This window comes from Nonomuraea sp. NPDC049625 (genome assembly GCF_040675285.1).
GTDB classification, from domain to species: Bacteria; Actinomycetota; Actinomycetes; order Streptosporangiales; family Streptosporangiaceae; genus Nonomuraea; species Nonomuraea angiospora_A.
Window position 1 is genome coordinate 639,583 of the sequence record NZ_JBFAOQ010000005.1, and the last position, 12,814, is coordinate 652,396.

The following is a 12,814-nucleotide window of genomic DNA, read 5'->3' on the forward strand; positions in this document are numbered from 1 at the left end:
ACATGCACTTGGCTGTCATCGCCACACTGATCCTCTCCCTCTTCACCAATCCGGTGTCCGGCTCGTTCTCCGACACGTTCGCCGACCCGTCGGTGATCCGCGGGCAGGACGGCTACTGGTACTCCTACGGCACGTCGGACCCGCTGCGCGAAGGCGAGAAGGTCCTGCACAGGCTGCCGATCGCCCGCTCCGGTGACCTGGTCAACTGGACCTACGTGGGCGACGCGTTCGGGCCGGACAACCTGCCGTCGTACGCGGCGCCGGGCAGCCTGTTCTGGGCGCCGGACATCCGTTACCTCGACGGCCGGTACGTCATGTACTTCACCGTCACCGACACCGCCACCACGCCCGCCAACTGGGACTACTCGATCGGCGCCGCCACGGCCCCCACGCCGACCGGGCCGTGGACGCACATCGACGCCCCGGTCGTCGCCCCGCGTCCCTCGGGCAACTCGTACTGGAACACGATCGACCCCTCGCAGTTCACCGACGTGGACGGGCGCAAGTACCTGTACTTCGGCGGGTTCTTCGGCGGCCTGTGGGTGACCGAGCTGTCCGCCGACGGGCTGCGCGCCACCGGGCAGCCGCAGCAGGTCGCGATCGACAACAAGTTCGAGGGCGCGTACGTGGTGCGCCACGACGGCTACTACTACCTGCTCGGCTCCTCGGCGAACTGCTGCGCCGGGCCGACCACCGGCTACTCGGTGCTGGCCGGGCGCTCGACCAGCCCGCGCGGGCCGTTCGTCGACCGTGAGGGCGTGCCGCTGCTGGCCTCACGCGCCGGTGGCACCCCTGTCCTGGACCAGAACGGCAACCGCTTCATCGGCACCGGCCACCACGCCCAGCTCACCGACCTTTCCGGTCAGGACTGGATGCTCTACCACGCCATCGATCGAAGCGACCCGTTCCTGGACGAGCCGTACGGGATCAACGAGCGGCCCATGCTGCTGGACCGGCTGGACTGGGTCGACGGCTGGCCGGCCGTGCGTGCGGGGGCCGGGCCTTCCGAGCAGTCGCGGGAGACGCCGGTGACCCGCGGGGTCGTGGACGATCGGTTCGCGGGCGATCTGTCGGGCTGGCGGAACACGACCGGCTGGACCGTACAGGATGGATCTGTCCGTGGCCAGGGCACGCTCATCAGCCGCAAGTCGCTCGGCGGGGACGTCCGCGTCGAGACCGACCTCAAGACGGACAAGTCCGCCGGGATCCGCATCGGCGGCACGACCGCGGTCGTTTCGCCCGACGGGTTGACGCTCACCTCTGGCGGCGCGTCCCGTACGGTGGCGCTGCCCGGAGGGGCCGCGACCTGGCACAACCTGGCCGTCACCGTCAAGGGACGGACGATCACCGCCGAGGTGACCGAGGCCCGGCTCCGTGACCCGCAGGCGAGCGTCACCGTCACGGGCAGCGCGAACGGCCCGATCGGGCTGGTCTCCGACGGGGGCGCCGACTTCGACAACGTCTCCGCCGCCCCGCTGTTCAAGGCCGTCACCAAGGCCGCGCCGACGCCGCGCACGGGCAGGCTGCTGGACGCCGACGAGTTCGACGGGCCGCTCGACTCCCGCTGGACCTGGGTCAGGCAGGACGCCGCGGCCAAGAACGAGGAGGGCGTGCTGCGCTGGCCCGTCCAGAGCGCCGACCTGGTCGGGACCGGCAACAAGGCGTCGGTGCTGCTGCGCGAGGCCCCCAAGGGCGACTACGTCGTGGAGACCAAGGTCACGCTCGACCTGGGCGAGGACGCCGTACGCAACTACCAGCAGGCCGGGCTGGTCGCCTACGCCTCCGACGACGACTTCGCCCGCCTGTCCCAGGTCGCCATCTGGAACACCCGCCAGGTCGAGTACGGCCGCGAGCTGACCTTCGCCGGCCGCCTGTCCTACGGCGGCAACATCGTCGGCCCGCCCGCGAAGACCACCTGGCTGCGGCTGGCGCACCACGTGGACCCGGCCAACGGGGAGCACGAGTTCCGCGCCGGATCCAGCCGCGACGGCAAGACCTGGACCTGGGGCGGCGTCTGGACCTTCCCCAAGGACACGGCCGTGCGCATCGGCCTGGTCGCCCACGGCGGGGCCCAGCCGGCCGTCAACGCCGACTTCGACTACGTACGCGTCTACCGAGGAGCCTGACCTGTGCCACAAGCACACCTGACCCTTGACCCCTCTTTCCGCATCGCGCCCGTCAACCGGCGCCTGTTCGGCTCGTTCGTCGAGCACATGGGCCGGTGCGTCTACACCGGCATCTACGAACCGGGCCACCCGGCGGCGGACGACAACGGCTTCCGCACCGACGTGCTGGAGCTGACCCGCGAGATGGGCGTGAGCGTGGTCCGCTACCCGGGAGGCAACTTCGTCTCCGGCTACCGCTGGGAGGACGGCGTCGGCCCCGACCGGCCCTCCCGGCTGGACCTGGCCTGGCGGCAGATCGAGACGAACGCGTTCGGGCTCAACGAGTTCATGACCTGGACCCGGGCCGCCGGGGTGGAGCCGATGATGGCCGTCAACCTCGGCACCCGGGGCATCCAGGAGGCCTGTGACCTGCTCGAATACGCCAACCACCCCTCGGGTACGCGATGGTCGGACCTGCGGGTCAAACACGGAGTGACCGACCCGTACGGGATCAAGCTCTGGTGTCTCGGCAACGAGATGGACGGACCCTGGCAGATCGGCCACAAGACCGCGCACGAGTACGGACGGCTCGCGAACGAGACCGCCAAGGCCATGCGGCTCGTCGACCCCGACATCGAGCTGGTGCTGTGCGGCAGCTCCAACAGCGGGATGCCGACGTTCGGCGCGTGGGAGGCCACCGTGCTCGAACACGCCTACGACGCGGTCGACTACCTGTCGCTGCACAACTACTACGAGGAGAACGGCGACCTGCCCGGCTTCCTCTGCAGCGCCGTGGACATGGACCGCTACATCTCGGCCATCGTGGCCACGGCCGACCACATCGGGGCGAAGCTCCGGCGCAAGAAGAAGATCAACCTGTCCTTCGACGAGTGGAACGTCTGGTACCAGAGCCGGTTCGCCGGGCGCGAGCGCTCGCCGTTCCAGGAGGCGCCGGAGCTGATCGAGGACACCTTCACCGCCGCCGACGCCGTGGTGGTGGGGGACTTCCTGATCACGCTGCTGCGGCACGCCGACCGGGTGAGCATCGCCTGCCAGGCGCAGCTCGCCAACATCATCGCGCCGATCAGGACCGAGCCCGGCGGCCCGGCCTGGCGTCAGACGATCTTCCACCCGTTCGCGCTGACGGCCCGGCACGCGCGCGGCACCGTGCTGCGGGTGGAGCCGTCCGGGCCGCTCCTGGAGACCGAACGGTACGGCGAGGCGCCCGCGCTGTCGGCGGTGGCCACCGTCGACGGGTCCCGGGTGGCGCTGTTCGCCGTCAACCGGTCGCCCGACCAGGACCTCGACCTCACCGCCCGGCTCCCGGCGGCGGTCAGGCCGGTGTCGGCCTCGGTGATCGCCGCCGGGGACGACCCGCACCGGGTGGAGGCCCTTCCGCAACCGCTGACCGTGCAGGCTGACGGTGACCGGCTGACGGCGCGGCTGCCCGCCGCCTCGTGGACGATGATTCTCGCGGAGAGTGACGTGTAGACGGGAGACCTGCCCGGCTCGCTGCTGATCACCGGCGAGCCGGGCATCGGCAATCCGACGGCCTTGAGCGCCAGGGAGCCTGGGCGGACGCGGCAGAAGGGCCTTCATGCGATGGGCAGGGCCGTAAGCCATTCGGTCAGGAGAAGGTTGACCTCCTCGGGACGTTCCTGCTGGATCCAGTGGCCGCAGCCGTCCAGGAGGTGGGAGGAGACCAGCCCGGGAAGGGTGGCCGGGTAGGCGTTGATCGCGTCGGCCATCCAGGTCGTGGAGGCGTCCAGGCTGCCGCCGATGAACAAGGAGGGCTGCTTGATGGGGGCGCCGTTGAAGTCGGCGAGGTCCTTCCAGTCGCGGTCCATGTTGCGGTAGCGGTTGAGCGCGCCGGTCATGCCGGTGCGTTCGAACTCCCCGGCGTACACCTCCAGGTCGTCCTCGGTGAGCCAGGAAGGCAACCGGCCACTGGGGAACCGGTCGCGTAGCGTTGCGCCGGGGCTGACGAAGTGCGGGTCGGGGGCATCGGGGCCGGGCATGGTCTCGGCCGACAGCGCCGCGTAAAAGCCCGCGAGCCAGCCCCGCACGTCGGGTTCCATCTCGGCCTCGGCGCGGCCGGGCTCCTGGAAATAGGAGACGTAGAACTCCTGGTCACCGCCCAGCTGAGCGAAGATGCCGGTGGGGCGGGGGCCGCCGGGTGGCGCGTAGGGCACACTCAGCAGCCCCACCGCGCGGAAGACCTCGGGGTGCAGCAGGGCGGACGTGGCCGCGATGTTCGAGCCCCAGTCGTGGCCGATGATCACTGCGGACTCCTCGCCCAGGGCGCGCACCAGCGCGATGTTGTCCTCCACCAGAGCGAGCATCCGGTAGCCGTCCTCCGTGGCCGGCTTGGAGGATCGGCCGTAGCCGCGGACGTCGAGCGCGACCGCCCGGTAACCGGCCTGCGCGAGCGCCGGGAGCTGACGGCGCCAGGAGTACCAGGACTCGGGGAAGCCGTGGACGAGCAGCACCAGGGGTCCGCTCCCCTGCTCCGCGACATGAATCCGGCCGCCCGGCACGGGCACCGAACGATGCGTGATCTCTGCGACATGTTGCGACATGGGTCTCCTCCAGATGGCGTGCCGCTTCTGCCGGCGGCACCCGCTCCGCGTCCCCTTTTGCTCCGCGGGCGCTACCACCGATCATCCCGCCGACCTGGTCAGTCGCCTGAATCCTGTTGCCGGATCAGCAACTTCCACGATGCGACCCGCCCACCGTGCGCGATGCGACTGCCACCCGGCGGGGACGGCGCCGCGCTCCCGAAGCTTCAAGCTCGCACAGTAGCTGTGAGCCAGATCACGGTTGAGGTTGACCTTGGGTCAGGGTGGAAGCTCGGCGCAGCGGCGCGACGCCGACATAACAGATTCAAAGGACAAACCACCATGACGATCACCCTTTCCGACCAGGACAAGAGCACCCTGCGGATCGCCGCGTACGGCGCCGTGGCGTTGATGGCCGCGGCCGGCGCCGCCGGCAAGCCCCACAAGATCGCCACCTCCGGCAGCATCGCGCTGGGCTCGGCCACCGGCCTGATCGGGCATGTGCTCGCCGACTACCCTGAGGGCACGGACCTGGCCGGCAGGTCCGTGGCCGAGATCGCCGACCGCGTGCTGCCGGCCCTGACGGCGGCCATGAACCTCCTGAAGCAGCAAGATCCGGCCGAGGCCGGCAACTTCCGTGGCACCGTCCTCGTCGCTGTCGAGACCGCCCAGACGCACCAGGGTCGGCCGAGCCCTGCCACGGCCGCGATGGCCCGCAAGATCACCGAAGCCCTCGACGCCGCCGGGGCAGCCACCGCGGACAGCGGGGCCGTGCAGGAAGCCGCGGCCGGGCAGGATCGCCCGGAGCTGCGGAAGGCGATCGAGGAGATCGTCGAATCCGGATTCGTCGGGGTGTCGCTGCGCGTGCACGATGAGCGCGGCGAGTGGGCCGGCAGCGCCGGGGCACGCGCGCTGGGCGGGACCGCCAAGCCGCCGATCGACGGGCATGTCCGGATCGGCAGCAACACCAAGACCTTCACCGCGACCCTGGTGCTGCAACTGGTGGCCGAGGGCAGGCTCGGGCTCGACATCCCGGCGGCCGACTACCTGCCCGAGTTCGGGCTGGACCGGCGGATCACGGTGCGGATGCTGCTGCAGCACACCAGCGGGCTGTTCAACTTCAGCGGCGAGGTCTACGACGACGGGACGGTCGTGCCGGGGATCCCCATCCCCTACGGCACCACGGGCAAGGAGTGGGTGGACAACCGGCTCAAGACCTACCGGCCGCAGGAGTTGCTGGAGCTGGCGTTGTCCAAGCCGGCGCGGTTCGAGCCGGGGACGGGCTGGAGCTATTCCAACACCAACTACGTGCTGGCGAGGCTGCTGATCGAGAAGGTCACCGGCCGCTCGCTGGCCGAGGAGATGCGGCGGCGGATCCTGGGGCCGCTCAACCTGTCGGGCACCGTGGTGCCGGACGCCTCGCCGGAGATCCCCGAGCCGCACGCGCACGCCTACTACCGGTACGAGGACGCCGGCGAGCAGCAGACGATCGACATCACCCGCCAGAACCCCTCCTGGATCTCCACCGGCGGTGACATGATCTCGACCACCCAGGACCTGCACACGTTCGTCTCCGCGCTGCTGGGCGGCAAGCTCCTGCCGGCCCCGCTGCTGGCCGAGATGTGCACCCCGCACCCGACGGGCATCCCGAACATGGACTACGGCCTGGGAGTGTTCGTGGTGACCACGGACGACGGCGGCACGGTCATCTCCCACAACGGCGCCGCCGTGGGCCACGCGGCGCTGATGTACAGCGCCCCCGACGGCAGCAAGACCCTGACCGCCGCACTGAGCTGCGTGGACGACGCCGGCTTGTCCATCGCGGCGGCGTTCCAGAAGGCCCAGCAGAGGCTCCTCAACGAGGTGTTCGGCCGACGAGCTGAGCACCTGTGACCCGTACGCCTCAAGGGGCCACGCCGAGCTCGACGAGCTCGGCGTGGCCCGTCCACATGCTCGGCCGTGGCCTGCTTGGTCGCCGAGCTCGAGCGCAAGGCAGGATTGCGCAGATGAACGGAGTCACGATCGGGCAGGCGGCGGCGTTCGTCGGCGTCACGGTGAAGACGGTGCGGCACTACCACAAGCTCGGCCTGGTGAAGGAGCCGGAACGCGACAGCTCCGGCTACCGCAGGTACGGATCGGCCGAGCTGTTGCGGCTGGTGCAGGTCCGGACGCTGGCCGGCGCCGGAGTGCCGCTGGCCGAGATCGCGCCGATGCTCGACGCCGACCCCGCGCTGTTCGCCGCCGCGCTCGCCGACGTCGAGCGGCAGCTCACCGAACGGATCGAGGAGCTGATCGCGCGCCGTGACACGCTGCGCCGGCTCGCCGACGGAGACCGGGCCCTGCTGCCCGACCGTGCCGTGGCGCTGCTGGAGCGGCTGTCCGGCCTCGGCTTCCCCGCGGAGGAGGTGGCGGCCACCAGGGAGGGCTGGGTACTGGCCAGGGCCCTGGTCCCCGAGGGCTTCGACGACTACCTCACCCATGTGGAGCACGCCCTCGACGACACCCGGTTCATCGCCTTGATCAAGCGCGGCGCCGAAGCCGCGGCCTGGGAACCGGACGACCCGCGCATCGCCGAGCTCGCCACCGCCATGGCCGACCACTTCCTCGCCAACCCCGCACACCTGAAGATCGTGACCGGCCTGCAAGCCCGCACCGACGCCGCGACCCGGTACAAGCTGATCGCTCTCCACGGCGAAGGGCAGGGATCGGCTGCGGCCCGGGGAGTCGCGCTCGTCGAGGCCAAGCTCCGCGCCGCGGGCATCCATATCCCCAGACCAGGCACCCACTGACCGCGCCGTGCCGCAAACGTCGTCCGCCGTGCCTCAGGACGCGGGCACGCCGGTGACCCGGCGCATGAACGCGTCGAACGTGCGGTTGGGCAGCACACCGTGCAGGAAGATCATCGGCTTGGCGGCGAAGCCGACCGCGTACCGCGTCCTGGGACGGCGCGCCTTGACGGCCTTCACGATCGTCTTGGCGATCAGCTCGGGTGCCGAGAGGCGGCCCTCGTTGGCCTCGGAGCTGAGCGAATCGGCCACGGCGTTGCCCTGCGGCGCGTAAGGGCCGGTGCCGGAGACGGCGCGGACCTTCTGCGCGGCGATGCCGCCCCACTCGGACTTGACGCCGCCCGGCTCGACCACCACGACGTCGATCCCGAAGGGCTTGACCTCCATGCGCAGGCAGTCGCTGATCGCCTCGAGCGCGAACTTGGTGGCGTGGTACCACGCGCCGAGGGAGGTGTAGATCTTGCCTCCCATGGAGGTGATGTTCACGATCGTGCCCGACCGCTGCGCGCGCATGTGCGGCAGCACCAGCTGGGTCAGGCGCGCGGCGCCGAAGACGTTGACCTCGAACTGGTCGCGGGCCTCGTCCATGGGCACGTCCTCGAGCGCGCCATAGGAGCCGTAGCCGGCGTTGTTGACCAGCACGTCGATCCGGCCGGTCGCCGCGATGATCTTCTCGACCCCGTCCTGCATGGAGGAGTCGACGGTCACGTCCATCGCGAGCAGGCGGATGCCCGACTCGGCGAGGTGTTGCATGCGCTGCACCCGCCGCGCTGCGCCGTAGACGGTGTAGCCGGCCTCGTGGAGCTTGAGCGCGGTGGCCTCGCCGATGCCGGAGGAGGCGCCGGTGACCAGTGCGACCTTGGTTGCCATGGTGGTTCCTTCTAACGTGTCGGAGCTCGGTTGTCGTCGGCGCGCGGGCGCACCCGTCGTGCCGCTCCCGCCGGCCTTCCGAGGGGATCTCGACCTTCGCCACCAACGCTAGGAGCCCATCCGGGCTCATCGACTAGCACACCGCGCCGATCCACTTGCATCTGGCGCCACTGCACACCGTGACGTGATCGGCAAGCACGGTGGCGTGATCCGTAAGTACCATCGGAGCTCGCGGCCTCTAGGCTGGACCGATGAGCGGCCGGCGATTCACCCTCGACCCGAGCATCAAGGCGCTGCTGAACGATCTCGGCGTATCGCCGACGCGCGTGCTGCGCCGCGCCCAACTGCCGACCGACCTGTTCGGCCGCGGGCCGATCGCCCTCGCGCCCGAGGAGTACTTCCGGTTCTGGGAGGCGCTCGACGCCGAGGGCGGCGATCGCGATCTCGCTGTCGCGATCGGCCGGTCGATCTCGGTCGAGATGTTCAACCCGCCCATCTTCGCCGCTCTGTGCAGCGCCGACCTCGCGACCGCCGCGCAACGCATCGCGACGTACAAGCCGCTGATCGGCCCCATGCGGCTGGAGCTCGACCAGGGCGGCGACGGGTTGACGATCACCTGCCACTGGCCCGCGGGCATGACCCCGCCGCAGCTGCTGGCCACGGCCGAGCTGGTGTTCTGGGCCGCCCTGGCCCGGATCGCGACCCGCCACCACGTACGGCCGGTTGACGTCAGCGTCCCGCAACCACCCGCAGACCGCCTCGCACTCGAGGGCTTCTTCGGGGTACGCGTACGCACCGGGCCCGCCCACGCCATCACCTTCGACCGCCACGAGGCGCACCGCCCGTTCCTGACCGAGAACGAGCAGATGTGGCGCTTCTTCGCACCCGAACTGCGCAGACGCCTTTCCGACCTGCAGGCCGCGGCCAGCGTCGCCGACCGCGTGCGCGCGGCCCTGCACGAGACGCTGCCGGCCGGCGGCGCCTCCATGACCGAGGTCACCCGCCATCTCGCCGTCAGCGCGCGCACGCTGCAGCGACAGCTGCAACTCGAGGGCACCACCTTCCAAGAAGTCCTCGCCAGCACTCGCGAGGACCTCGCCCGCCACTATCTGAGCCACAGCGCGATGCGCACCGCCGAAATCGCCTACCTCCTGGGCTATGACGACTCCAACTCCTTCTACCGGGCGTTCCGCACCTGGACCGGGACAACCCCGGACACCCTCCGAGCCACCGCCGCCACCGGCGCCTGACCGGATCCGGTGCCGCCCGGCCAGGAGGCATGAGTTCGGCTACGGAGGCACCGGCCGCTCACAACGGCACGATCAGCGCCTGGGGACGGCCGGCGGGGAAGGCCCAGATGTGCTTGCCGGCCGCGACCACCAAGGCCAGGCGGGCCTTCAGCCCCAGCCGGACCACGCGGAGGGCGGGCCCCACGGCCGGGTCCAGCACGAACAGGTCGCGTTCCCCGCCCGCCAGCACCCCGTTCGCGCAGACCAGGAACGGCACCGGCCCCTTCGGCACCTTCACGAACCGGCGCTGCTCCCCCGACCAGGCGGACACCCGCTCCAGGCCGCCCGCCACGCTGATCCACAGGGAACCCGCGCAGACGGTCATGCCGCCGCGCTCGCGGGTCCAGAGGTCCACCTCCCGCGGGCCGCCGCGCAGCCAGGTGTCCCGCTTCGACGTCCACCACAGCCGCTCGCCCTCGACCGCGCACTGGTCCAGGCCGGGTAACTCCACCGGCTCGCCGAAGTCGCCGGGCGCGGTCAGCCTGCGTGCCCGCTCCGCGCCGACGGCCCAGATCTCGCCGCCGCCCGCCAGCACGCGGCCGTCGAAGGACGCGTCGGCGAGCGGGGCGCCGGTGGGATCGAGCCAGTGGACCCGGCCCTCCGCGGTCCCCGCCAGCGTTCCCCGCAGCGGGCTTTCGGATAACGAGCCCAGGTGGGGCGGCCCAGCGAACGTCCTGGGCACGACCACGGTCTCGGGCAACGTGCCCGGCAGGCCCGCCGTGCGCGGCACGGTCGCCGGGACCGCCGCCAGGGAGCTCAGCTCCGGCAGCCGCACCGACTCGCCGCCGTCCAGCGGTGTGCCGGAGGCGGTGTAGACCCGCATCCGGCCGGCCGCCGAGCACCAGACCGTGGTCCCGTCCGACGCGGCGACCCGGGCGGGCCACGGCAGGTCGATCCTCGTGACGGCGACATCCATGCGCTGACCATAACCGTCCGGGCCCCCCGCGCCAGCCCCCGCCCCGAGCGACATGCCCGAGCACTGAGAGGCCCGCGCGGGGGTATGCGGTAGGTAAGGGGGCGATCCCCGTATCAGCCGAGGCCAGGCGGACTGGGATCATGGGACGCATGCGTGTTGTGGTGATCGGGAGCGGCATCGTCGGGGCCGGTGCGGCCTACTACCTGAGCCGGCGGGGCGCCGCGGTGACCGTGGTGGACGGCGGATATCCGGGCGAGGCCACCCAGGCGGGGGCCGGCATCGTGTGCCCGTGGGTGGACCACCCGGAGGACGACGACTGGTATCAGCTGACCCGCGAGGGCACCCGCCGCTACCCGGGGCTGGTGGAGGCGCTGGGCGAGGACATCGGCTACGCCAAGGTGGGCGCGCTGCTGGTCGCCGCCGATCCGGTCGATCTGGAGCCGGTACGCGCGCTGCTGCGCCGCCGGCACGCCGGCGCGCCCGAGATGGGCGACGTCGTCGACGTGGCGACCCCGTCCGAGCTGTTCCCGCCGCTGTCCGACGACCTGAGCGCCATCCTCGTGCCGGGCGCGGCGCGCGTGGACGGCTGCTCGGTCCGCGACGAGCTCCTGCGCGCCGCCGTGGCGCAGGGGGCGGAGGTACGCGTGGGCGCCGCGCGGCTCACCCCGGGCGGTGAGGTGTTCGTGCACGCCCCGGCCGGCGAGGCACACGCCGAGGGCGAGCCGTGGATCCCGGCCCACGCGGCCGCGGGCGTGCCCGACGAGCCCCTCGATCAGGGCGGGTCCTGGCGGCAGGGCGCGCCCACCGCGCGGGCGGCCGAGCCTCCCGTGCCGACGGGGGCGCGCCGGTTCGCCGGCGAGGGCGAGCCGCTCGACGCCGACATGGTGATCGTGGCCGCCGGGGCCTGGACGGGCGAGGTGTGCCGGCCCTTGGGCGTGGAGCTGCCGGTGTTCCCCCGGCGGGGGCAGATCATGCACGTGACGCTGGAGGGCGTGGACACCGCGTGGTGGCCGATCGTGCTGCCGAGGGTCGGACCGTACCTGCTGGGTTTCCCCGACTCCCGCGTCGTGATCGGGGCGACCGTGGAGGACGTGGGGTTCGCCCCGCGGGTCACGCTGGGCGGGCTGGACGAGGTGATCCAGGCGGGGCTGCGGGTGGCGCCCGGGCTGTTCAACGCGACCGTCGCGGAGACCAGGGTCGGCCTGCGTCCCGTGTACGCCCCCGGCTCCCCCCTCATCGGGCCGCTGACCGGGCGCGTGGTGGTGGCGACGGGCCTGAGCGCGTACGGGCTGACGGCGGGCCCGTTCACCGGCGAGATCGCGGCCGCGCTCGCGCTCGGCGAGGAGCCGCCGATCGACATCACGCCGTACGCGCCCGCCGTCGGATAATCACAGCAAGCACTCACGTAACATCAGATTCCTCCCCACCGTGACGCCGTGGGGAGGCCGCGTTGCCGCTGCTCGCTCTCTGGATGTTGCTCCTGCTGGTGACCTCCTGCGCCTCCGCGCCGCCCGCCCCCCTACCTGCGCCCGTGCCCTCGCCCCCACCGAGCCGTCCTTCCCCGACCCCGAGGAAGCGGCCGCCCGCCAAGGAGGTGTGGGTCCCGTACGCCGCCTCGGGCCGGTACGCGGTCGTGCCCGGCGGCGCGCCGGCCCGGCCGGGGGCCGGGGAGGTGGTGCGGTACCTGGTGGAGGTGGAGTCCGGCCTGCCGTTCGAGCCGGCCGCGTTCGCCGCCGACGTGCATCGGGTGCTCAACGACGTACGCGGCTGGGCGCGCTTCGAACGCGTCGACCACGGCCCGGTGCAGGTCCGCGTCGCCCTGTCGAGTCCCTTGCTCACGACCCTCCAGTGCGAGCCCCTGCGCACGGGGGGCGAGTTGTCCTGCTGGAACGGCACCCGCTCGGTCATCAACGCCCTGCGCTGGGCGAAGGGCGTCCCGCAGTACCGCGGCGACCTGACCGCGTACCGGGCCTACCTGATCAGCCACGAGGTCGGGCACAGCCTGGGGCACGGCCACGAGCCCTGTCCCGGGCCCGGCCGCCTCGCCCCCGTCATGACCCAGCAGTCGAAGTCGCTGGACCGCTGCCGCCCCAACCCGTGGCCCTTCCCCGACCGGGGCCGTGAACCCGGGTGCGGCGACACCCCGCCCGGTGACGGCAGGGGCTGCCGCGAGGCGCGAGGATGACGACCGGTAGGTTCTTCCGGTCGATGAGGTCGCCGCACGCTGGGGAGCGTCGGCGAAACGATCGAAGCAACCTGACCTATCGCGATATATCGTAGGACGGGAACA

The 12,814-nt window shown here is 71.6% G+C and carries 10 protein-coding genes; 7 read left to right on the forward strand and 3 right to left on the reverse strand.

Translation table 11 applies throughout. The annotated features are described in order from the left end of the window. Positions 1-2 precede the first annotated feature (2 nt). The gene (locus AB0J87_RS25520) at positions 3-2,126 is read left to right on the forward strand and encodes a family 43 glycosylhydrolase (protein WP_363968908.1); all 2,124 of its coding nucleotides are present in this window, start codon (positions 3-5) and stop codon (positions 2,124-2,126) included. Positions 2,127-2,129: 3 nt separating this feature from the next. After that, positions 2,130-3,596 (forward strand): alpha-N-arabinofuranosidase, encoded by a 1,467-nt coding sequence (locus AB0J87_RS25525; protein WP_363968910.1) that lies wholly within the window; start codon positions 2,130-2,132, stop codon positions 3,594-3,596. A gap of 104 nt (positions 3,597-3,700) precedes the next feature. Here AB0J87_RS25525 and AB0J87_RS25530 read toward each other — a convergent pair whose 3' ends face one another. After that, on the reverse strand, positions 3,701-4,684 hold the full coding sequence (locus tag AB0J87_RS25530; RefSeq protein ID WP_363968912.1) for an alpha/beta hydrolase: 984 nt from the start codon (positions 4,682-4,684) through the stop codon (positions 3,701-3,703). 321 nt (positions 4,685-5,005) lie between these two features. Here AB0J87_RS25530 and AB0J87_RS25535 point away from each other — a divergent pair, with 321 nt between their 5' ends. Both AB0J87_RS25535 and AB0J87_RS25540 read left to right on the forward strand, forming a co-directional pair. Next, the gene (locus tag AB0J87_RS25535) at positions 5,006-6,556 is read left to right on the forward strand and encodes a serine hydrolase domain-containing protein (protein WP_363968914.1); all 1,551 of its coding nucleotides are present in this window, start codon (positions 5,006-5,008) and stop codon (positions 6,554-6,556) included. Between the two features lie 113 nt (positions 6,557-6,669). Continuing rightward, on the forward strand, positions 6,670-7,452 hold the full coding sequence (locus AB0J87_RS25540; protein WP_363968916.1) for a MerR family transcriptional regulator: 783 nt from the start codon (positions 6,670-6,672) through the stop codon (positions 7,450-7,452). A gap of 33 nt (positions 7,453-7,485) precedes the next feature. Here AB0J87_RS25540 and AB0J87_RS25545 read toward each other — a convergent pair whose 3' ends face one another. Next, positions 7,486-8,319: an oxidoreductase gene (locus AB0J87_RS25545; RefSeq protein WP_363968918.1), complete on the reverse strand. Its 834-nt coding sequence runs from the start codon at positions 8,317-8,319 to the stop codon at positions 7,486-7,488. A 251-nt stretch (positions 8,320-8,570) separates the two neighbouring features. On the opposite strand from AB0J87_RS25545, the gene AB0J87_RS25550 reads away from it, so the two are divergent. Beyond that, positions 8,571-9,569 carry an AraC family transcriptional regulator ligand-binding domain-containing protein gene (locus AB0J87_RS25550; protein WP_363968920.1) on the forward strand — a complete coding sequence of 333 codons (999 nt, stop codon included), beginning with the start codon at positions 8,571-8,573 and terminating at the stop codon, positions 9,567-9,569. A 58-nt stretch (positions 9,570-9,627) separates the two neighbouring features. Here AB0J87_RS25550 and AB0J87_RS25555 read toward each other — a convergent pair whose 3' ends face one another. After that, positions 9,628-10,524 (reverse strand): hypothetical protein, encoded by an 897-nt coding sequence (locus AB0J87_RS25555; RefSeq protein ID WP_363968922.1) that lies wholly within the window; start codon positions 10,522-10,524, stop codon positions 9,628-9,630. Between the two features lie 149 nt (positions 10,525-10,673). On the opposite strand from AB0J87_RS25555, the gene AB0J87_RS25560 reads away from it, so the two are divergent. Then, a complete protein-coding gene (locus tag AB0J87_RS25560) occupies positions 10,674-11,912 on the forward strand; it encodes an FAD-dependent oxidoreductase (RefSeq protein WP_363968924.1) in 1,239 nt (412 codons plus the stop codon). 62 nt (positions 11,913-11,974) lie between these two features. Then, on the forward strand, positions 11,975-12,709 hold the full coding sequence (locus tag AB0J87_RS25565; protein ID WP_363968926.1) for a DUF3152 domain-containing protein: 735 nt from the start codon (positions 11,975-11,977) through the stop codon (positions 12,707-12,709). Positions 12,710-12,814 lie beyond the last annotated feature (105 nt).